The organism is Paenibacillus pabuli (assembly GCF_039831995.1).
Classification (GTDB): Bacteria; Bacillota; Bacilli; order Paenibacillales; family Paenibacillaceae; genus Paenibacillus; species Paenibacillus pabuli_C.
In genome coordinates this window covers 1,155,491-1,176,671 of sequence record NZ_JBDOIO010000003.1, presented here as the reverse complement: position 1 = coordinate 1,176,671, position 21,181 = coordinate 1,155,491, and the positions used below count along the sequence as shown (strand labels likewise).

Annotated in this window: 17 protein-coding genes; 9 read left to right on the top strand and 8 right to left on the bottom strand. The window is 44.6% G+C overall.

Going from position 1 to position 21,181, the window contains the following annotated elements:
• Positions 1–5: 5 nt before the first annotated feature.
• Together ABGV42_RS07270 and ABGV42_RS07265 are read left to right on the top strand one after the other, a co-directional pair.
• Positions 6–1,214: a Ger(x)C family spore germination protein gene (locus tag ABGV42_RS07270; RefSeq protein ID WP_347381066.1), complete on the top strand. Its 1,209-nt coding sequence runs from the start codon at positions 6–8 to the stop codon at positions 1,212–1,214.
• Between the two features lie 37 nt (positions 1,215–1,251).
• On the top strand, positions 1,252–2,355 hold the full coding sequence (locus ABGV42_RS07265; RefSeq protein WP_347381065.1) for a GerAB/ArcD/ProY family transporter: 1,104 nt from the start codon (positions 1,252–1,254) through the stop codon (positions 2,353–2,355).
• Between the two features lie 38 nt (positions 2,356–2,393).
• Here ABGV42_RS07265 and ABGV42_RS07260 read toward each other — a convergent pair whose 3' ends face one another.
• From ABGV42_RS07260 to ABGV42_RS07245, 4 genes are all read right to left on the bottom strand, one after another.
• Positions 2,394–2,705: a spore coat protein gene (locus ABGV42_RS07260; protein WP_347381064.1), complete on the bottom strand. Its 312-nt coding sequence runs from the start codon at positions 2,703–2,705 to the stop codon at positions 2,394–2,396.
• Positions 2,706–2,718: 13 nt separating this feature from the next.
• Positions 2,719–2,910 (bottom strand): spore coat protein, encoded by a 192-nt coding sequence (locus tag ABGV42_RS07255; protein ID WP_347381063.1) that lies wholly within the window; start codon positions 2,908–2,910, stop codon positions 2,719–2,721.
• A 106-nt stretch (positions 2,911–3,016) separates the two neighbouring features.
• Positions 3,017–3,856, bottom strand: a complete 840-nt coding sequence (locus ABGV42_RS07250) for a manganese catalase family protein (RefSeq protein WP_347381062.1) — start codon at positions 3,854–3,856, stop codon at positions 3,017–3,019.
• A 160-nt stretch (positions 3,857–4,016) separates the two neighbouring features.
• Entirely contained in the window at positions 4,017–4,535 is a 519-nt protein-coding gene (locus ABGV42_RS07245) for a DUF3231 family protein (RefSeq protein WP_347381061.1), read from the bottom strand.
• Positions 4,536–4,699: 164 nt separating this feature from the next.
• Between ABGV42_RS07245 and ABGV42_RS07240 the strand changes: the two genes are divergently transcribed.
• Positions 4,700–5,554 carry a manganese catalase family protein gene (locus ABGV42_RS07240; RefSeq protein ID WP_347381060.1) on the top strand — a complete coding sequence of 285 codons (855 nt, stop codon included), beginning with the start codon at positions 4,700–4,702 and terminating at the stop codon, positions 5,552–5,554.
• Between the two features lie 60 nt (positions 5,555–5,614).
• Here the strand turns inward: ABGV42_RS07240 and ABGV42_RS07235 are convergent, their stop codons facing one another.
• Positions 5,615–5,962 carry an AMP-dependent synthetase and ligase gene (locus ABGV42_RS07235; protein ID WP_347381059.1) on the bottom strand — a complete coding sequence of 116 codons (348 nt, stop codon included), beginning with the start codon at positions 5,960–5,962 and terminating at the stop codon, positions 5,615–5,617.
• Between the two features lie 263 nt (positions 5,963–6,225).
• Here ABGV42_RS07235 and ABGV42_RS07230 point away from each other — a divergent pair, with 263 nt between their 5' ends.
• The 4 genes from ABGV42_RS07230 to ABGV42_RS07215 all read left to right on the top strand — a co-directional run bounded on the left by ABGV42_RS07230 (position 6,226) and on the right by ABGV42_RS07215 (position 9,743).
• Positions 6,226–7,632: a PQQ-binding-like beta-propeller repeat protein gene (locus tag ABGV42_RS07230; RefSeq protein ID WP_347381058.1), complete on the top strand. Its 1,407-nt coding sequence runs from the start codon at positions 6,226–6,228 to the stop codon at positions 7,630–7,632.
• Between the two features lie 248 nt (positions 7,633–7,880).
• Positions 7,881–8,264 carry a GntR family transcriptional regulator gene (locus ABGV42_RS07225; protein ID WP_347383167.1) on the top strand — a complete coding sequence of 128 codons (384 nt, stop codon included), beginning with the start codon at positions 7,881–7,883 and terminating at the stop codon, positions 8,262–8,264.
• A complete protein-coding gene (locus ABGV42_RS07220) occupies positions 8,261–9,127 on the top strand; it encodes an ABC transporter ATP-binding protein (RefSeq protein WP_347381057.1) in 867 nt (288 codons plus the stop codon). Before ABGV42_RS07225 ends, ABGV42_RS07220 begins: the two co-directional genes overlap by 4 nt.
• Positions 9,120–9,743 carry an ABC-2 transporter permease gene (locus ABGV42_RS07215; RefSeq protein ID WP_347381056.1) on the top strand — a complete coding sequence of 208 codons (624 nt, stop codon included), beginning with the start codon at positions 9,120–9,122 and terminating at the stop codon, positions 9,741–9,743. Before ABGV42_RS07220 ends, ABGV42_RS07215 begins: the two co-directional genes overlap by 8 nt.
• 62 nt (positions 9,744–9,805) lie before the next feature.
• Here the strand turns inward: ABGV42_RS07215 and ABGV42_RS07210 are convergent, their stop codons facing one another.
• The 3 genes from ABGV42_RS07210 to ABGV42_RS07200 form a co-directional block, all read right to left on the bottom strand.
• Positions 9,806–11,572 carry a methyl-accepting chemotaxis protein gene (locus tag ABGV42_RS07210; protein ID WP_347381055.1) on the bottom strand — a complete coding sequence of 589 codons (1,767 nt, stop codon included), beginning with the start codon at positions 11,570–11,572 and terminating at the stop codon, positions 9,806–9,808.
• Positions 11,573–11,888: 316 nt separating this feature from the next.
• Positions 11,889–12,536, bottom strand: coding sequence for a TetR/AcrR family transcriptional regulator (locus ABGV42_RS07205; RefSeq protein WP_347381054.1), 648 nt, complete (start codon positions 12,534–12,536; stop codon positions 11,889–11,891).
• Complete coding sequence (locus ABGV42_RS07200; RefSeq protein WP_347381053.1) at positions 12,529–13,731, bottom strand: MFS transporter; 1,203 nt, start codon at positions 13,729–13,731, stop codon at positions 12,529–12,531. The genes ABGV42_RS07205 and ABGV42_RS07200 overlap by 8 nt, the downstream gene beginning before the upstream one ends.
• Positions 13,732–14,003: 272 nt before the next feature.
• Here ABGV42_RS07200 and ABGV42_RS07195 point away from each other — a divergent pair, with 272 nt between their 5' ends.
• Both ABGV42_RS07195 and ABGV42_RS07190 read left to right on the top strand, forming a co-directional pair.
• Positions 14,004–18,047: an S-layer homology domain-containing protein gene (locus ABGV42_RS07195; protein ID WP_347381052.1), complete on the top strand. Its 4,044-nt coding sequence runs from the start codon at positions 14,004–14,006 to the stop codon at positions 18,045–18,047.
• A gap of 162 nt (positions 18,048–18,209) precedes the next feature.
• Positions 18,210–21,044 (top strand): glycoside hydrolase family 2 TIM barrel-domain containing protein, encoded by a 2,835-nt coding sequence (locus ABGV42_RS07190; RefSeq protein ID WP_347381051.1) that lies wholly within the window; start codon positions 18,210–18,212, stop codon positions 21,042–21,044.
• Positions 21,045–21,181: the final 137 nt, after the last annotated feature.

Here is a 21,181-nt window from a genome sequence, read left to right as displayed (position 1 = left end):
TTTATGTGATTCCTGTGAATAGACGACACATGTTTTTAGTGCTTATGTGGGTAACTTTACTTGGAGGTTGTGGTAATCGGACTGAAATGAACGATCTAGGCATTACATCAGCAACGGGGTTTGATAAACATAACGGAAACTGGAGGATCACCTATCAGGTTATTGTACCACCAGCGAGCAGTACAAGCGGATCCTCAGGGGGGGGCTCTCAGTCTACCGTGACCACCTTTACTTCTCAAGGAAAAACGATCAGAGAAGCTGTTGCCCAAAGCAGTGTAGAAAATCCAAAAAAATTATACTTTGCACATACCAACGTGTTAGTAATCGGGGAAAAAGCAGCAGAGCAGGGAATTTCGGAAATTCTTGACAATTACTATCGTAATATTGAACCCCGCCAAACCGTAAAGATGCTTATCGCTGATGGGGAGGCCAAAGATTATCTGAATAAAATGGTTCCACCGGAGAAGAACCCAGGTCGTGCCCTATCCGATATCTTACAACGAGATCATGAGCGGGGATCATACTATCCTCTAGTTAACCTACACGAATTTGCGATGAAAATCTCTTCTGACAGCGGAGCGGCCGGGGTACCCATCGTAACGGTCAAAGGTCAGGATCATAAAAAAATAGAAAATATAGATGTTTTTAAAGAGACTTCATCACCAGCCAAGTTAAGACTGGAGGGATTAAGCGTGTTCTCTAAGGACAAGAAAATCGGAAAGCTAAGCCAAAGTGAAAGCTTGGGGGTAGCTTGGCTAACGGATCAAGTGAAAAGGACGAACCTTAGATATGCAGGTGAAAATGGGGAAATCAACTCGTTTCTAGTTCGAAAAGCAACAGTAAAGACGAAGCCGATCAAGACGGGCTCCCGTTATACCGTTCGTGTAGATGCGAAAGTGAGCGGAGAGCTGGATGAGAGCACTTCCAAGAAAAAAATCTCGTCCACAGAAGGTATCCATGCGTTACAGCATCAGGCTGAACAGCTGATCGAAGCACAGATGATGGAAGGCTGGAAGGCAACTCAGCAACTAAAAGTGGACCTATTGGGGATTGGAAACAAAATTCATCAGCATCAACCCAAAGACTGGAAGTCACTAAAAGAATCCTGGCCAGAAGAACTAAGAAACATGGACATTAACATTAATGTGAATGTTAGCGTCAGAAGAATAGGATTACTTCAGGACTCTTTTAGCAAATTGCTTGGATCCGAATAAGGAAAAGATGTAAACTCACTCAAGGAGATGAAGAATAATGACCACAGCTAATTCTCTTCGCATATCGGAACTGGCTGTTTGTCTTTCCCTATTTGAAGTTGGAAGTACAACTTTATTTCTAATGGGTGGGGAAGCCAAACAGGATGCGTGGTTAGCCATGCTTGCAGGGGCTCTAGCCGGGTTGTTATTGTTACTTATTCATCTCGGAATTCATCATCAGGAACCTGAATTGGATTTGTTTCTATTGTTTCGTCGTTATATGGGTAAAATCATGGGAACCATACTTAACTTGATGTTTGTGGGTTATTTTGCTTATGAGGCTTCCCGAAACTTACGTGATTTAAGTGAAGTCACCGTATTGACTCTGCTAAACAGAACACCCATGTGGCTTATCACCGTGATCACGATCCTGGTCGTCTCCAATACAGTACGATACGGATACCGTGTACTGTTTCTTATGTGTATGATTTTGTTTCCTATGATGCTGCTGGGATATACCTTGATCAGCATATTGATTCCTTCAACAGGCATTTTTCATGCCGAACTGGTATTACCTGTTTTGGAGAATGGATGGAAACCCATTGTCAAAGCTGCATTTCCTGAAATCATTTCCTTTCCGTTCGGACAGGTTGTTTTATTTCTGGTTTTTTATCCATATGCTCGTAAAGGCAGGAATTTTAATAAAGTCGTGATCACTGCTTATATCGTAACTGCGCTTGCTCTAACATTTATTAATCAACTTATTATTTTTGTCCTAGGTCCTCAGATTGCTACGTATAGCGCTCTGCCGCTTCTCGAAACGGTTCAAATGATTGAATTGACTGAGGTGTTCGAGCGGATGGATGCACTATTTACTATGCTTCTATTTTTAGGGTTAGGTATTAAAATTGCCGCCTTCTTTCATGGGGCTGTTATAGGTCTCGAAAGAGTAACAGGAGTCAGTTACAAGAAGTGGGTATTTGCGGTAGGGGTCCTTCTATGTGGTTTGTCATTCTTGTCACCGACTTATACTGAACATATAGAAGTCGGTCGGGGGGTTACGTTGAATTATTCTTCTCCCGTATTTCAAATCTTCCTTCCCGTATTGTTATTTGTAGTTATCCTCTTTAAAAAAAGAATGAACAAAAAAACGACTCCGTGAAATAACAGAGTCGTTTTTGAGATGGGAAAAAATAACTTTTAGTTAGAATCCACCAATTGTAAAGCTTTATCAGACTTTTCCAAATCATGCTCAACTTGTTCGTCGATATTATATGGATGGTACATTTCGTTTTTGATCATGTAATCGGCGATTTTTTGATGGGTGTCGACTGCTGTATCGAGCTGGGCTTTTAGTACTTTCCGGACTCTTGGTGTCGCCGTTTCGGTAAGAGCAATGGCATACGTGCGTACTGCTGATTTGGCAGACAGAAGCAGATCGGTAGCAATCGCCAAATCATCCATTGGGGCAATAGCCTTAACCAGCATTTCTTTCGTTTTGGTCGTAGTCATAAGAGATGCCTCCTTATTTTAATAGGGATTTCAATTCTTCAATTGCTTTGGAAGAGTTGTCCAAATCATCTTCAATTAAGGATTTCAATTTATCGTCTTTGACAAGTTCCAGCATGGTTACGGCTTTGGTGGCACATGATGTTTTCAAAGTAAGCAGTTCATGAATTTCGAGTTTCTCGTGCAAAGCAAGTTCCTTCGTCGCCATCGTGAAACACCTCCAGATATTAGTCTATTTGATTTAGTACCCCATACAGTAAGGAAGAAACGTAGTAAGATTCATATACATAATGAATATTTTATAGAGTTAACTATTATTTATCGCTCGCTTTACCATCCAGGTCATGATGAAGTTCTGTTGCCGGAATGGCAGGTTCATAGACTTGTCCTTTAGGAACCGGATTGGAGATATACACGAAGTCTCCGGTACCATCGGGTGCGCTTCCTTTAGCCCATAAACCTTCGCTGGATTCAGTGCCTTCAGAGAGATTCCAGAACTCATAGGCTTCTGGCTGAGATTCCTGCTCGGCTTCAGGTGGGAAGGATGCTGGAACAACCACTCCGTTCTTTTCTTCCAGTTCCTGAATCGCCGCCATCCATTGATATTGATGATAACGGTCGCGTGCCAGCATTTTGCGGAACGTTGCACGAACGCCTTCATCGGTGGTCATGTGATAGAGTCTTGCGACCTGTAAACGGCCCTGACTTTCGGCATGCAGGTTGGAGCGCATGTCTGCAAGAAGGTTGCCACTTGCCACAATATATGAACCATTCCAAGGTACGCCGGTAGAGTTCGTAGGCAAGCCGCCTAGTCCGCTTACCAGCAGGTGTTGAGGGTTGATCCCTCCCATGATGGCAGCAGTAACGGGATCCTCAGCTGCTTTTTGTTGTTCCACTGGAGTGGCGCCGTCCAGCAGCTGGCTGATCAATGCGCAGAGCATTTCGACGTGGCCAATTTCCTCTGTGCCGATATCCATGAGCATATCCTTGTATTTTTCTTCGCCCCGACAATTAAATCCTTGAAATAGGTACTGCATCATAACGGTCATTTCCCCGAACTGTCCACCCAATACTTCCTGGACTTGACGAGCAAATACGGGATCCGGGCGATCTACTTTTACTTCGAATTGTAGTTCCTTCTGATGTCTAAACATTATGAATCCCTCCATTTGTATGGTTGATTAATTCTAAAGTTATATAACCTGCTCCATAGATTCTAAACAAAGGGAATAGCAAAAAGACAAAGAATGGAGAGGCAAGCTTCTCCTTCTTTGTCTTAGAGTGAAGACTAATATTTAGCAGGCGTAGAGTTAATTATGCTTGGTCAGAATCAGGTCTTTTGATTTGAAGAGGTGGAGGGACGAGCCAGCCCTTTTCTTTCGTCAACTGCAAAATACGAACACCTAGTGCCGTTTTGGTGAGGTGATACTTGGCGAATAATGCGCCGATATCTTCTCTAATGGATTGTCCCATGGCTTGACTCGCCGCGACCAGACCTAATGATGTATCTGCTGCCACTTTAGCCGCAATTTCAGGATCCGTGAATCTTGCACCAGCCGGGATATCTTCCAATTTTACAGGAGGTCTTTCCGGCAAGGTTGGGGCAGGAGCAATTCCGTTTTCAGTTAAGAGAGTATCGCATTCTTTAGCTTCAAGTTTGGCCTGATCCAACAAATCATCGAGAATTTTCTTCAAATCCTTATCACCGGCATGATTTAAGTATGCTTGATAACAGGATACTGATCCTTTGGCTACCATGGAGCATTGCCACACACTGAAAATTTCTCCGTAATGCATTGGTTCATTTTTGGGATTGCCGCTTAAAATACCCATTTGTAATTCCCCTCCAAATATGATGTCGTTTTACCGAGTTATGTTTTCCTTAATGTAATAATAATATTCTTGTTAATAACCAAACATTGGTTAGTCAAGTTTTTACATAAATTCAGGAAGAAGACAGAAACTAAGGTTGTAATTTACTTGAATGGAGGACAACCATGTTTTTTTATAGAGAAGACCTGATCAACATGATCGTTCCGGACAAGCCGGATCCGGCCGCAGCCAAAGTGTTACAGGAAACGTTGGGCGGACAATTTGGAGAAATGCGAACCATGATGCAGTTTTTCTTTCAAAGCAGCAACTTCAGAGGGAAAGCAACACAGTACAGAGATTTGCTGCGCGGTATTTTTCTCGAGGAGTTAAGCCACATTGAATTAGTGCAGCAAACGATAAACCAATTGTTGACCGGAGCAGGTGCAGAAGGAGCAGGAGATGCGGGTATCGACGGCGCTCCACTCGACGAAGCCATTAAGCACGCGAACCCACATCATTACATTATGGGTGCTCAAAGCTCATTGCCTGTAGATGCAGCTGGAAATCCGTGGCTTGGTAATTATGTGTATGATCATGGCAATCTGGTCAGCAACTTGCTGGATAACGTTGTGCTGGAATCGACGGGAGTATTACAAAAAACAAGAATCTATGAAATGAGCACGAACAAAGCGTTCCGTGAAACTTTGGGTTTCCTGATTGTTCGTGATAATGCGCATCAAAATGCCTTTGCCAAAGCGCTGGAAACGTTAGGTGTTAACTGGGGTAAAATATTCCCGATTCCGAACTACGATATCAACAAATACCCGGAATGCCAGAAGTACGTTGATCTTGGCTTCCATAATGCCCAGTTTAACTTCCGTTTGGATCATACCCGAATTGCTGAAATATATAGTGGTCAATCACCTAGTCGCAATGGTGGGGAACTTCAGGTTATCGACCCTCCACAGGGATTCCCGCTACCGTATATGCCGGAACTTCCGAATGAGCATAGCCCGGGTATATATGATTTGAACGCTTAAGAGTAGTATATACAGAGATAAAAAAGGAACCCGCAAATCGGGTTCCTTTTTTATCTTCTCTTATTGACGAGGTTGGTTTAAAAACTGCCCGAAGGATGGCGAAGGCGAACCAATTACAGGGTTGTTGTATGGTTGATCCACGAAGGATGCATGTTGAGTCGTGTTCGCCAATTGTTGGGCAAGGTTAGCGATTTGTTGTAATTGTTGGATAGCCGTTTGGTGCCCTTGAAGTGCTGTCTGGATAATATGAGCAGCTTGCTGTTCACGTTGAGCGAGTTGCTCAAGCTGTTGGGCATTGCTTTGCTCTTGTCTCAGCAGCTGTTGATACTGCATGGATGCTTGCTGTGTTTGCTGCGTGAGCTGTTGAGCCAATTGGGTAATTTGTTGGGACTGTGAAAATTGATTCAAGTGAATAGCCTCCTAAACGTCATTTGATTACTTGATGTAGTATGCAAATCGGTCTGGTGAAATATGCACTAATTACTAAGAAAAAGGCTTAATCGTTACCTGATGATTATCGGAGGTAAACAAATTACAGAACAAGAGATATAATTTGTTAATTGCTCCCAAATTAATCTTCTTATATACTAGATTTGTTCCAAATGTTTACTTTTTACTCAATCAAGGTTTAGTAGATTTAAGAGATTACACTAACATGAAGGAGGATTTCCATGCCGATTAAGCAGACTAAATTACAAACAAAGAAACGTAAATATCATCAATACGTTCGCGCCCTTTCAGGGTTAACCGCTGCCCTAATCGCCGTTAGCGGAGGGTACACCGCGATGCCTTCTCAGGCTTTGGCGGAGAAAGCGGATATTTCCATTTACAATTGGAATTCATATTCCAAATTTACAGTGCCTGAAATTAAACCTTCCTGGACAGTGAAGGTAGACAACGACTCGGATATGAATGAAAACAACGTGGGGCAACAGGCGGCTGCAGAAGACGGTAAGGTATTTGCTTTTTCAAAAAGCAAACTGGTCGCATGGGATGCAGCTACAGGCAAGCAGCTGTGGACGTATGGTAATGATCTGACACCTAGCATCGTTTATGATAACGGCATACTGTATGGCCTGTCCTCGAATCATAAGCCATATGCTGTGAATGCCAAGACAGGAAAGGCATTATGGCAATCGGGCACATCCACGTGGATAGATACACGCGAGCGTACAGAAGCGCTAATTCCTACTGCAGATACACTTTATGTAATCAAGGGAAGCACCACGTTTTCTTTTGATCGCAAGACAGGCAAGCTGCGATGGAAGGCTGATGAGGCAATGGCTGAAGGAAATGGTACCGCTTATCTTCAGGAATCGGATGGAGTTGTACTGCGAACGTTCTTCGTACAGGGCGCATTAACTTCTGTGCAGCTGAATGCTTATGATAAGAAAACCGGGAAAAAATTGTGGAGTGAATTTGGTCAGGGAGAAGCGATTCAAGTGAAGAATGGACTCGTGTACTCTGTTGATTATTACTCTCCGCTTCTAGTCGATTATCAGTCGATTCCGGATCGGAAATTACAGATAAATGCCTATAATGTTAAGAACGGTGCATTGAAAGGAACCTTAGAATTCAATTGGAAAATGCCCGGTGACCCGCCATATGAGCGCGGTCAGGGAAGTGTGTTGGCAAGTGAAGGCAATCTTTATGTTGAACAAGCCGGCCTAATTGCTGAGTACGATCTGGATACTTACAAAAATGGCGATGCTCCATCAAGGACGTTTAGTCGTCCTGGCGGGGTTAACGGAGAGCTGGTGGGCATAGTTCAGGGGCGTCTTATTTACAGAGACTCTGTTACAGATAGTGAATTAAAGGGCCTCAAGCTGGTGAATGGCAGTGCGGTTCAGTGGAATGGCGATGCTCCTGTGTCCCAGGTTAGTATATATGGCAAAGGGATGTATCGTGCGCAGCGCAATGGTACACTGCTTGGAATCAACTTGCTGACAAGTCAGCCTGTGTTTCGTGTGAAAACCGGTGCTGACTTACACGAAGCAACGTTGAAGACCGGTGGCATGATCATCATACAGGCCGAAGGCAAACTGATTGGCGTCAAACTGCCGGCCTCTCTCAAATAAGCACTGAAATAAAGAGTGGACGTGTGGTTGTAATTTTTCAATGCTTAGATGCGACACCATGTAATGTATAAGATCCATTCATGTAGAAAATAAGTGGAAGTAAGGGACGGAATGTTTCCGTCCCTTTTTTTGTTATGCAGAAACATTTTATAAGATGGGCAAATTTGGATTGACGAACAAGTAGTGCTTAGTGTATATATTATATATACACACTATACACTCAATAAACACCAATGAGGTGAATGACCATTAAAATTCTGATATCCAACGCATCGAGCGATCCAATCTATATGCAGATTTTGACCCAGATACGACAAAGTATCTTAAGTGGGGAGTTGGTTGCGGGAGATAGTCTTCCCTCGATAAGGCAGCTCGCGAAGGATCTGCAAGTTAGCGTGATTACCACCAAACGAGTCTATGAAGAGCTGGAAAAAGAGAAACTGATCGATTCCGTTGTAGGCAAAGGGTGTTTTGTCTCAGGTGCCAACCAGGATTTTATTCGGGAGCAGCGGTTGAAACGACTGGAAGAGAAAATGCTGGAGATTATTCGGGAGAGTAAGGAACTAAGCATGACTAAGCAAGATGTAATTGATCATTTCACTTTGTTGATTGAGGAGGAAACTTCACCATGAATGCGATTGAACTGCGTAATTTAACCAAGACGTATCCCTTATTTAAGGTGGATAATGTATCACTGAATGTAAAACAAGGTTATATTACTGGACTCATCGGCCCTAATGGGGCAGGGAAGAGCACCCTGATCAAAATGATTATTGGCTTGATCCGGCCAGATTCGGGGAGTATTAGGACACTGGGACATGAGATGCCCGCGCAGGAAGTGAACATTAAGCAGCGCATTGGTGTCGTATCCGATGAATGCTTTTATTATGAACATCTTTCGATTCGGGAAATGAAAAAAATGATTGCCCCCTTCTATAAGGAATGGGATGAGCAAAAATTTAACGACTATCTGGAGCAATTTGAATTGTCTCCCAAGAAGAAGATTGCTGATTTATCCAAGGGGATGAAAATCAAGTTTTCTCTTGCCATTGCTCTATCACACCATGCAGATCTACTCATTATGGATGAGCCGACATCCGGGCTTGACCCTATATTTAGAAGAGAACTTCTGGATCTGCTCTCGGATCTGATCCAGGACGAGACCAGATCCATAATTTTCTCGACCCACATCACGACAGATCTTGAGCGGATTGCTGATTATATCGCTTTCGTTAATCAGGGCAAACTCATATTTAACGAAACGAAAGACGACATTCTTGAGAAGTATACGATCGTTAAGGGAGATATGGAGCTCCTCGATGGAGATACCCGTAATCAATTTATCGGAATTCGTGAAACGGCCGTTGGTTTTGAAGCACTGGCAGATAATAAGGAAGAGGCGGAACGGTTATTTGGCAGCTTTGCCCTTTTGCAAAGACCATCTTTAGAAGATTTGATCTACTTCACGGCAAAAGGAGGACGCAAACATGCTTAACCTGCTTCGCAAAGACTTCATAGCGCTTAAAAGTTCACTGTGGACGATTGGATTATATCTCGTCGTATTTAGTTTCGCTTTTATACCCAAGAGTGAAATGTCGATGTACTTTGTCGGAATCTACACTGCATTTGGTTCGGTGATCCTGGCTACCATGATTGATATCAAAAACCATAATCATAATTTCTTGCTTACCCTTCCGGTTAGCCGCAAAAACATTGTGCAAGCCAAGTATCTATCTGCAATTCTATATACCTTATTTGGCGTGCTTGTCTCGTTCGGCATTCACTGGCTGGTTGACTTGATTTTCCCTGAGCTGAACAAGCCAAACTATTCCGTCCTGGACATGATGGTTTCCATAGGAATGGTACTGGTGCTGGTTTCCATCTATATGCCACTCTTTTATGCTCTTAGTAAAAAGGGAGCCGGAATTATCAATGCCATATTCATGGTTGCCCTCATTCTACTCGCGCAGCCTTTTGCTGTGCTTATGAGTATGGTCAGTGAGAAGGGCGTGAATGGGCAGGTTATAGCCATGATATCTATTGGCGTTATATTCATCTTCTGTGCGTCTTATATTCTAACGGTTCGTTTGTTCGCGAGAAAAGATTTATAAAAATTCTGGAAATGATATAGAAAGACCCCGCTGCCTGATTCGTCAGGTAACGGGGTTCTTCTTTATTCTGAATCTGATTTACGGACATCGATCTGGAATTGATCGGAATATGATTTGAGGTTACCTGCAAGGCCGGCGAGCTGCCCGGAGATATCCGATAGTTCGCTCGCCGATCGCTGCTGCTCCACAGCACTGGCCGTGACTTCTTCTGCCATGGCTGAAGTTTCCTCGGTTGCGGAAGCAATATAGCTCAGATGCTGTTCCACCTCTTCACGTATGGAGTGCATTTTCATCGTCCGGTTTTCCAAACGCTGAGCTAGCTCATGAACTTCGGTTGATAAGCGGCTAACCTGTCTAAACGCCTGGAGGCAATCAGCGATCTGTTCTTCCTGTTCCTTGACCGCGACCATATTCGCATCAAAATGACTGCCCATCCGGTGGATTTCTTGAACAAAAGAACTCAGAATCTCATCAATCTCTTGAATCGAACGTTCGGACTGCTGAGCGAGCTGTCCCATTTCTCCAGCAACAACGGCAAAGCCTTTACCTGCCTCCCCGGCGCGAGCTGCTTCGATTGAAGCATTCAGCGAAAGGATCTGGGTTTGTTTTAAAATGTTATGAATTTGTCCGCTAATAGAGGAAGCGAGTTCCGATTGAGTCGTCAGAGACCTGGAAATTTCCTGCTGATGCTCAACACGTTTGGCATTCTCCCGGCCCTTCTCAAGCAGAACCTCATGTTCACGTGTAACTTGTACTTGTACGGCAGAGAGCTGCTCTGAAGTATGGGTAAACTGCTGCACATATGAACCTACTTCATCCATAATTTTGCCGAGATTCTCCGAATGCTGGACGGAATGTTCTGTTTCTTCAGCCTGTTTCATGGAGCCTATGGCGATTTCTTCGATTGCTCTGGAGAGTTCTTCGGTCTGACGCTGGTTCGTCTGAGCCGTATCCGCAATATTTCTCGAGGACTGCTGCAGCGTGTTCGACCCTTGCTGTATTCCCACCAGAATGTTCGTCAATTGCGCAACCATGACGTTAATCAGATCACTGATGTCACCGAGCTGATCATTTGTCATATGTTTGGATACGACTTTAAGATTCCCGCCCGCGACCTGTTCAAGGCTCGACTTAATATCGCGTACTTGTCTGAGGATACCTCTAACCACGAATAGCATCATAAGCAGCGAAAGAATCAATACAACCACAAAAATCGGGATAACGGTCCGATAAGCATTATTCACGGATGCAGTGGAGACTTGATTCACTGCGTCAGCGGAAATATCAATGCCGAGATAGCCAACAATTGCACCTTGCGAATCCTTGATGGGTGTAAAGGAGGAGAGCAGCTGTCCCCAGGTTGGATCGTCCACAATGCCAGTAGTAACGACTTCACCTCTTAACAAGCGTTCCTGAATCTGGGGATTGAACTCCATTGCCGTCCCGTAAGGGCTATATTCCGGATCGTCCCAATTCGCTCCATCCACCGTGTAGATCCACCCATCTGAAGTTTTGTTATACATATATACATATAGGGCACCCGATTGAAGCCTGACTCTAACGAGTTCGTCTCTAAGACTTTTGTATTCATCGCTTTCCTCCGAAGCAGTAGAGGATAATGTCTTGATTAATTCCGATTCCTGGCCCAGCAGGGATGCGGTGTTTACTGCCAGCTGCTGGTTGTTATGCTGCATGGTCATTAATGATGCATTTTCACTGGAGTCAATGGTTGTCCACAAGATGAGACCGCCCATGGCCAGTAATGGCACCAGAATGATCAAATACAGTTTGAGTCTTAAATCCATCTTTTTTTTGCGAGTCTGTCTCACGTTCTGTTCCCCCTTGGAAGTAGTTAAAACAACATGGTTATTCGTATAACCCCATACTATTTATCGTAAAATGTAAGGAGGAAATGAAGACTAGTCCTAGATTTATACTTACATATGTGCAGAAATGAAGAGTGTCCAACATCGAAGGAGCCGATATAAGCCGAATTTCATCCGAAAGATCAGAATCTGCTGAGGTGAAATGGAGGCAGCACAGTACAAAAAAGACCTAATCCGGTTGGATTGGTCTTTTTTGTATTTCAGCTTTTACAAGCACAATTGCACAATTGTCATCTTCCGATCATACGGAAGAAGGTATTCATGCCATTCTTTCATTGCTCAAATGCTGTACCAGCATCTCAACGAAGCGCTTGGCGAATCTAAGATCACTTTGGATTGTAACCTGATCTTCTTCTGACGCCAGGCTCATTTTCTGCAGCATACTCATCATGGATACAAAGATAAAGTGGGCCGTGTTGAGGGGATCCGGTTCGGACCTCAGCGTACCGTCCATATATCCAGTCTGCAGGGCATCTAATAGAAAATGTTGTTCCTTCTCACGATTAATAAACAGATTGTACTGCTCTTTCAATTGTTGGCCTGAATCATACGCTTCATAATGCAGGTCGAATAATAAGACAAATTTGATATACCCCAGATGGGTAGAGGCGTAGTTCACCCAGGCTTCAAGCATGGAAGCAAGCATTTCTTTGCCGCTCATTTCCGTTGAAACAGCGTTCTTCACATATCCGGTCATACTCTCCAGAATCTCTACTTGGATCGCCAGAATCAGTTCGTCCATGGATTGAAAGTGTTTGTAAAAGGTAACCCGGCTTATTCCGGCTGCGCTGCAGACATCTTTGATATTCACATTAAGGAAGCTCTGCTTCATGCATAGTTCTTTGGCTGCTGCAATTAAAGCTTCCCGGTTTTTGCTTTTGAAATTTTGGTGCCAGTTCTCAGTCATAGGAGATAACCTGTTCTTTCACATGGTTTGTTTTTTGCAGAGTCAGGACAAGGGCGAGCCCAAGGATAAGTGCACCAACAATATAAGGAATATGAATGTGTTTGTCAAACAGCAGTCCGGCAAACAGCGGTCCAATAATATTCCCTATGCTGGAATAGGTTGTATTCAATCCTGCAGCATATCCCTGCCGGTCTCCGGCAGAATTGGCAATCAACGTACTTACCGTAGGTCTCAAGAAGGCATTGAAGGCAAAAAAGAGTGCTGATACGGCTAACAAGTATATTAGGTTGAACTTGATGATCATCAGCAACAGAGCGACTGCAGTCATCAGCAGAGATAATCGAATCAGCTTCATTTCGCCGAGCTTCTTAATAAGAAGATCCAGCAGCCAGATCTGAACAATGATACCGATCACTGCACCGACTGTGATGATAATCGAAATTTTGGTGGCATCAAATCCGTATTTCTGTTCCACAAAAAGGGCATAGACGGTCTCATAATTCATCAAACCAAATGTCATGATCAGAATAAGGAGCAGATAACGAAAATAGGGTGTGCGGAACGAGTTCAGTATCTGGTTGCGGATTGGCTCGCGTCTGACCAATGCACTGGCTGGTTTCCGTTTCTCCTTGGGAAGGGTCTCTGGCATATACAGACTAAGCAGTGTAGCTACAAGACCAAGTCCTCCGGCAAAAAAGTAAGGTGCTCTGATGCCGAATTCGGCAATTAAACCACCCAGTCCCGGACCGAGTACCATTCCAAGGTTCATGGATGCGCCTAGGTATCCCATGCCTTTGGCACGAGTTTCAGGGGTGGTGATATCTGCCACATAGGCCATGTTAGCAGGGACCATCAAACCAATACCAATGCCGCCAATAAATCGTGCGATATACAACAAGGGTAGGCTTGTGGCTAAGGCAAACAGCAGATCTGCTACAACGGTTAGAAAAAGGCCGGAGATAATCATAGATTTTCGTCCCCATCGGTCCGAAAGCTGTCCGCCTATGGGAGAGAAGATAAACTGTGCTGTCCCAAAAGCGGCAATGAGGTAACCTGCGGCTGCGCCTGCCGCATTAAATTGTTTCAGATACTCTGGCAAAATAGGAATGACCATACCTTGACCCAGTAAAGCAATAAATAAGTTTAGCATTAAAATAAAAAGTGGAAATCTGGCTGACTTCGGTAAGCCGCTCATTTAAAAGGCACCCCCTTTGGTTTACGGTATGTAAACATTTACTTTGTGTAAACCATAGTAAATTAAAAAAGGAGGATTGTAAATGAGCATTTTTCATTGAATGAAAATTAGGTGACATCCTATTTCACGCAACCTGATATGAATTTATTTACATGTAATTTACATAAACATGCAAAAATCAACATGTTCCTCTCGTATGATATAGCTGGCTAATCTAGTAATCATTAATGAAATAGCGCTAGATTCACATTATTGCCAATCGAGAGGAGAACATGATGATTAACCCATTGTACAAAAAGGTTCTAGCCATCCTGCTATCAACCGCACTGGTTATTGGATGGTTTGGGGGACTGGGCTCAGCACCAGTAGTCAAGGCAGCAGAGACCATTGAACCTCAAGCAGACATCTTGCTTAACAAAAATTCAACGTGGAAGTATTTTGATCAAGGCCTAGATTTAAAATCGGTATGGCAGGCTGTCTATGAAGACGATACATGGGCAGTAGACAAGGCTCCTTTTGGTTACAAAGACAATGGTAACGGCATATCAACGACATATTTCGGACCGCTACAGACAGAAGTGGACTATGGTGGTAACGAAGATCTGAAACACCGTACTACATATTTCCGGACAACACTGAACGTAAACCAGGATCAAATCCAAAACTATGGTCAAATTCTGGGTACCTTCGGCATTGATGATGGTGCTGTTCTATATGTGAATGGAACGGAAGTTCGCCGATTCGGCATGCCTGATGGTGAGATTAACTATTCCACCAAAGCAACATCTTCGAAGGATCTGCCGGTCATGTATGAAGATGTGGATCTGACCGAACCGCTTCAAACGCTCCTGCATGACGGGGAGAATATCATTGCAGTAGAGGTACATCAGCAAAGCGATGGAAGCTCAGATCTGTACTTTGATATGGAGCTGAGAGCGTTAACTGAGGCACCGGCAATCAATATTAGCAAAATAACGGCTACGTTCCATGGTGACGCCAAATCAAGTAAAGGGTTTACCTGGTATACACCGCTTTCTTCGACCAATAGTCATGTGCAAGTGGTCCGGAAACAGGACGGAGCTCTTGATTTCAATGCGGCACAAACGTTTAGTGGTGAAGCGAGCATCTCCAGAAACTCTCCGGGAGAAATGGTTCATAAAGCAGAAGCTACAGGACTTGAAGCAAACACTTCATACTATTATCGCGTAGGTGACGAAGCGCTGGGACTATGGAGTGAAACAGGAGAATTCAAGACGGCTCCAGAGGATGGAGCATTTACCTTTGTTGATTTAACGGATACGCAGGCGAAGGATGAGGAAGAGGCCATTTTATCGGCGGCTACGCTGTCGAAGGCATTGGCTACCGTTCCAGACGCGGAGTTTGTCGTTCACAACGGGGATGTTGTCGAGAATGGGACCTCGGAACAGGAATGGAACTGGCTTCTTAATCATTCGCAGAAGGACCTGATGAGAACGACGATTGTACCTTCTGCGGGTAATCACGAGAACAAAAACTATGCATTCTATGACCACTTTAACGTTGAGCAACCAGAGAATGCGGACACTGTCACCGGTGCGTATTACTCATATGACTACAGCAATGCACATTTTATCGTTCTGAACTCCAATGAAAATTCGGCGGAGTATGCCAACTTCTCGAACGAACAAGTCGAGTGGATGAAGCAGGATGTGGAGCAGGCCAAATCCGCTGGAGCAGAGTGGATCATCGTCAATATTCACAAAGGACCGTATACAACGTCCAACCATGCCACCGACAAGGACATTATTGGTGAGAACGGCGTAAGAAACAAAATTGCTCCACTCATGAATGAGCTTGGCATTGATCTCGTGCTTCAAGGACACGATCACATCTACGCTCGCACGAAACCAATTAAGCAGGATGGACAAGCGGAAGAAGCAGTCAAAATTACAGAATCCTTTAACGGGGAAAGCATTGAATACAACGTTAACCCGGACGGAACCATCTACATGATTCCAGGTACGGCAGGAGCCAAGGTATATTTCAAAAATACGAAACCCGAACTGGGTGATGCATATTTCAGTCTGTTTGAGAAAGCAGAAGAAAATCATGCCCGCGTGTATGGAGATACAACCAGTGCAGCAAGAGGTCAGGTGCAGAATTTCACCTCACTGACTGTTGATGGCGGCAAACTCACTGCGATCGTTTATGAAATCGATCAGAATAAATATAATGCTGCACCTTTTGTCGTAGATACATTCGGAATTACCAAGGAAACAGACTCCAATGATGAGCAAGTGAGCAAGGTTACTGTTACATTTAATGGAGATCCAACGACAAGCAAAGGATTTACCTGGTACACATCTGAACAAGTCACGGGAAGTGATCTTCAGGTCGTTGGAAAAACAGCGGACACCGCTGACTTCTCTACAGCCATTTCTTTTGAAGGGCGTTCAACCCAGTCCGTGAATTCGCCAACTGAACTTGTACACAAAGCGGAAGCAGACAACCTGAAGCCGGATACGCTTTATTACTTCAGAGTGGGTGACGCTTCCAGCAATACCTGGAGCAAGGTGGGCACGTTCCGTACAGCACCGAAGACAGGAGCCTTTACGTTTATTGACCTGGCAGATACGCAGGCGAAGGAAGAGGATGAAGCCATCCTTTCCTCCGAGACATTGGACAAAGCACTTGCTGCTATTCCGAACGCACAATTTGTGGTGCACAATGGAGATATTGTTGATAAAGGTGTGAAAGAAGAGCAATGGGACTGGCTGCTCGGCCATTCTCAATCAAGCCTCTTGAATACAACAATTGTTCCATCAGCAGGTAATCATGAAGATGAGAACTACGCTTTTATCGATCATTTTAACCTGGATGTACCGGTGAACTCAGCAACAGAGACAGGTGCTTATTATTCTTACGATTACAGTAATACACACTTTGTGGTGTTGAATTCAAATGAGGATTCAGAAGAGTATAACAATTTCTCAGCAGAACAGGTACAGTGGCTGCAGGACGATGTGAGAGAAGCTCGGAAAAACGGAGCAGATTGGATCATCGTTAATATTCATAAAGGTCCTTATACTACGTCCAATCATGCGACAGATTCGGATATTATTGGACCAAACGGGGTTCGTAACAAAATCGCTCCGCTGATGGCAAAACTGGATATCGATTTTGTGTTACAGGGTCATGATCATATTTACGCCCGTACCAAACCGATCGATGAGACCGGGAAAGCGAAAGACGCTGTGAAGATTACGGAGACATTGAACGGTAAGAAGATTGAATACGCGGTGAACCCGGATGGCACCATCTATTTGATTCCAGCAACAGCCGGACCGAAGGTGTACTATAAAAATCAGGATCCTGTTCTTGGAGATGCGTATTACAGCTTGTTTGAATTGGCAGAAGAAAATCATGCTGCAAAGTATGGACCAGATCCGAATGACGATCGTCGTCCGAAACGCGGACAGATTCAAAACTTTGTTGGCATCACCATCGACGGGAACAAGCTTACAGCCGTAACGTATGAGATTGATCAGAATATTAATGATGCAAAACCTTTTATTATTGATCAATTTGGCATGATCAAGAAGGCGAATACGGAAACGCCGAACCCAGGACCTGGTACATCCAACCCTGGATCAGGTGGCGGGTCTGGAAACAGTGGCGGGTCTGGAAGCAGCACCCCGACACCTGGAACAGGTTCGGAGACGACACAGCCAGAGACAGAGCAGGGAGGCAATCCGGATACCAGCAACCCGGGTCAATCTGGAAGCGGCAACAATGTGAATGCACCGCAGCTGAAAGATACGGAAGGGCACTGGGCGAAGTCGCTCATCGATCAAGCCCTTGCTGCAGGATTTGTACAAGGCTATGGCGATGGAACCTTCCGTCCGAATCAAAAAGTAACCCGCGCGGAGTTCATAACCATGCTGGGCAGAGCCATGAAACTGAATACAAGCAGCACGGCAACAGCCTATACCGATGCGAAGCAAATCCCGGTCTGGTCTGCTCCATACATTGTTGAAGCAGCTGCAGCAGGCATTATCAGTGGATATACGGATGGCTCATTTAAGCCGAATAAACCACTGAATCGCGCTGAAATGGTGACTATGATTGCTCGTGCAAGCAGCACACCTGAAGGTTCAACGGCTTCGCTTTCTTTTGAAGACCTTGATCAGATTCCTGCATGGGCAGCGCCTTACGTGGCTTCCATGGTTGAAGCCGGATTGATTGACGGTGTAGGCGGCAATCGATTTGCACCGTTGCAAACGGCGACGCGGGCAGAATCGGTCAAATTAATCTTAAGTCTTCTGGACCAAAACTAAAATATTCGTTGGTAGTCTACCTGGCCCTTCAAGGTTCTTTACCTGGGGGTCAGGTTTTTCTGTAAACAGACATCTTTATCTTTAAAATTCACAGATAGGTATTCCATTCTCTGATACAATGATAGACAAGTGCGGTTAACCCATAATATAGGAGTTGAAATCATGTTGCCCATCATTAACTTGCAAGGAGTCTGGAGAATGCAGCTTGACGAGAACAAGCTGGGAGTCCATGCTCCGTTTGACGACACGATAAACATGCCAAATACAACGTCCCATGCCAGAAAGGGAAAGAGAAATGAGCTGGCTGAGGTTGGAGCGCTCACAGACGAATACGCTTTCGAGGGATGGCTCTGGCTGGAGCGGGAGTTTGAGGTTCCGGAGGAATTGGAAGGAAAGTATTGCTGTCTTCATCTGGAGCGTACCCGAGTCACAACGGTCTGGATCGATGATATTCCACTTGGAACCAGAAACAGTCTCAATACGCCCCATGAGTATGTTCTTAAGGAAGGGCTCTCTGCTGGCGCACACGTGATTCGAATCAAGGTGGACAACACGAGTTACCCAACCAAAGGTGGGCATATGACCTCCAAGGATACACAGACGAACTGGAACGGCATTACCGGTAAACTGGAATTGAAATTTAGCAATGAAGCACGGTTGAATAATGTACAGATTTATCCAGATGCGACGAATAAATCGATAACGCTTTCGTTAAAATTGGATGGGGAGTTTCAGGACGCCCAAATTGCAGTGTCAGCTAAAAGTTATGCCATTTATGAGCACACTTCCGACGTGGAAGAAGGCGTACATGAAGTTGCCGAGCGGCTGTACACAGTTGATCATAACGAAATGAGTATCTCTTATGCATTAGGTGATGAAGCGCTTTTATGGAGTGACGATGCACCTCATTTATATAAGATTACCGTCACATTGCGCGAAGAGAATGGGAAAATCATCGATGATCGGGAGATCGTTATTGGGCTGCGAGATTTCAAGGCTAATGGAGACAAGTTTACAATCAATAATCGGCCAACCTTTTTGAGAGGCAAACATGATGGATTGATCTTCCCGCTAACTGGCTATGCACCAACGGACGTGAACGAATGGGTGAGAATCCTCGGTATTTCGAAATCCTACGGTATTAATCATTATCGTTTCCATACCTGCTGTCCACCTGAAGCAGCATTTGTTGCGGCTGATTTGCTGGGAATTTACATGGAACCCGAGCTGCCATTTTGGGGAACCATCACGGATGAGACCGATCCGAACCATAATCAGCAAGAGCAGGATTATTTGATTGAGGAAGGATTCGCCATTTTGCGGAACTTCGGTAATCATCCATCGTTTGTCATGATGTCACTGGGCAATGAATTGTGGGGGAGCAAGGAAAAGCTGAGTGCTATTCTAAAAGAGTACAAGGCATACGATCAGCGCCATTTATATACTCAAGGCTCCAACAATTTTCAGTTTACCCCGGTAATTCTGGAGGAAGAAGATTTCTTCAGTGGGGTACGATTCTCCCGCGACCGCTTGATCAGAGGTTCTTATGCGATGTGTGACGCTCCGCTGGGCCATGTTCAAACAGATCTTCCAGGTACATTGAAAGATTATGATGAGCACATCCGCCCTCAGCAGCACACCGGACTGCAGGATTCCGATTCGCAGGAACAGGAGATTCAAATTCAATATGGCACCGTCTCCAAAACCGTGAAAGCGGCTGCAGCGGATAAGGAACTCATTCCGCATATCCCTGTAGTCTCTCACGAGATTGGGCAGTATGCCATGTACCCGAATTTTGCGGAGATTGAGAAGTATACAGGCTCAATCAAAGCACATAACTTTGAGATCTTTCGAGAACGTTTGCAAGCCAAAGGCATGGGGCATCTTGCTGAATCGTTCTTCCATGCCTCAGGTCAGCTGGCTGTAGATTGTTACAAGGAAGAGCTGGAGGCGGCTTTCAGGTCCGAGCGGCTTGCAGGCTTTCAACTGCTGGATTTGCAGGACTTTAGCGGGCAAGGTACTGCCCTTGTTGGCATATTGGACGCGTTTATGGACTCCAAAGGTTTAATCAGTGCCGAAGAATGGCGAACCTTCTGCTCGGATGCCGTGCTAATGGCCCGCTTTGAGAAGTATAACTATGCTGCTCGTGAGACGTTCAACGCATCGGTAGAGTTAAGCTACTACCGTCAGGTCCCATTGAAAGGGGAAACCTTGAGATGGGAATTCACGCATGGAAACCGCGTCGTATCCGAAGGTGAACAGCTTATTACGGAGGATCATATGAAACCTTACCAGAAGCTTGGTAACGTCAAGATAACTCTGCCTAATGTAGAAAATATGACTCAAGTAACGTTAAAGTTGTCCATATCGAATACGGATATTTATAAATCCTATAACATCTGGATTTACCCTGAGCAAGAGGATCGCCAGTTTGCTGGCGCGCCTGTGTATAAGACGCTCACAGAAGCCGCGCTGCAGAGGTTGGAAGAGGGCGGCTCCGTTCTTCTGCTGGCTGCTCCTGATCAGGTTAGCAACGCCATTGAAGGATTATATAGTAGCGATTTCTGGTGTTATCCCATGTTCCGGTCCATCTCGGAAAGCATGAATAAACCTGTTCCGGTAGGTACCCTCGGTTTGCTCATACAGAATGAACACCCGGCTCTACAGCATTTTCCGAGCGAGATGCACTCCACTTATCCATGGTGGAATATTGTTACCCATTCGCGTTCAATTATTTTGGACGATCTCCCCGCAGATGTGCAGCCCATCGTGCAGACGATAGATAACTTTGAGCGTAATCATAAGCTTGGACTGTTATTTGAATGCAAAGTGGGCAAGGGAAAAGTGTTAGTTGGGGCACTGGATTATGATCAGCTGATGGGTCAGATTGAGGGGCGACAATTTATTCATAGTCTGATGCAATACATGGATAGTGATGATTTCCAACCTGCTCACGAGCTGACTACGAGTCAATTGAATCAATTGCTGTTTGGTTGACCATAGAATTTTAACAAAAACCGCCCTTAGGGCGGTTTTTGACTTATTGTACATATCATGTAGTTTTCCGGTTAAATTGATGACTACAATGAATTCAGAACACGAACAGCGAGCATGCATTCAAATCTATGAAAGCC

What these genes read in the sequence shown, in the direction of transcription:
- ABGV42_RS07220 (WP_347381057.1), top strand. Translation starts at nt 8,261, where the DNA reads ATGAATGCGATTGAACTGCGTAATTTAACCAAGACGTATCCCTTATTT.
- ABGV42_RS07240 (WP_347381060.1), top strand. Translation starts at nt 4,700, where the DNA reads ATGTTTTTTTATAGAGAAGACCTGATCAACATGATCGTTCCGGACAAG.
- ABGV42_RS07250 (WP_347381062.1), bottom strand. Translation starts at nt 3,856, where the DNA reads ATGTTTAGACATCAGAAGGAACTACAATTCGAAGTAAAAGTAGATCGC.
- ABGV42_RS07260 (WP_347381064.1), bottom strand. Translation starts at nt 2,705, where the DNA reads ATGACTACGACCAAAACGAAAGAAATGCTGGTTAAGGCTATTGCCCCA.
- ABGV42_RS07265 (WP_347381065.1), top strand. Translation starts at nt 1,252, where the DNA reads ATGACCACAGCTAATTCTCTTCGCATATCGGAACTGGCTGTTTGTCTT.
- ABGV42_RS07195 (WP_347381052.1), top strand. Translation starts at nt 14,004, where the DNA reads ATGATGATTAACCCATTGTACAAAAAGGTTCTAGCCATCCTGCTATCA.
- ABGV42_RS07205 (WP_347381054.1), bottom strand. Translation starts at nt 12,536, where the DNA reads ATGACTGAGAACTGGCACCAAAATTTCAAAAGCAAAAACCGGGAAGCT.
- ABGV42_RS07200 (WP_347381053.1), bottom strand. Translation starts at nt 13,731, where the DNA reads ATGAGCGGCTTACCGAAGTCAGCCAGATTTCCACTTTTTATTTTAATG.
- ABGV42_RS07230 (WP_347381058.1), top strand. Translation starts at nt 6,226, where the DNA reads ATGCCGATTAAGCAGACTAAATTACAAACAAAGAAACGTAAATATCAT.
- ABGV42_RS07255 (WP_347381063.1), bottom strand. Translation starts at nt 2,910, where the DNA reads ATGGCGACGAAGGAACTTGCTTTGCACGAGAAACTCGAAATTCATGAA.
- ABGV42_RS07215 (WP_347381056.1), top strand. Translation starts at nt 9,120, where the DNA reads ATGCTTAACCTGCTTCGCAAAGACTTCATAGCGCTTAAAAGTTCACTG.
- ABGV42_RS07245 (WP_347381061.1), bottom strand. Translation starts at nt 4,535, where the DNA reads ATGGGTATTTTAAGCGGCAATCCCAAAAATGAACCAATGCATTACGGA.
- ABGV42_RS07190 (WP_347381051.1), top strand. Translation starts at nt 18,210, where the DNA reads ATGTTGCCCATCATTAACTTGCAAGGAGTCTGGAGAATGCAGCTTGAC.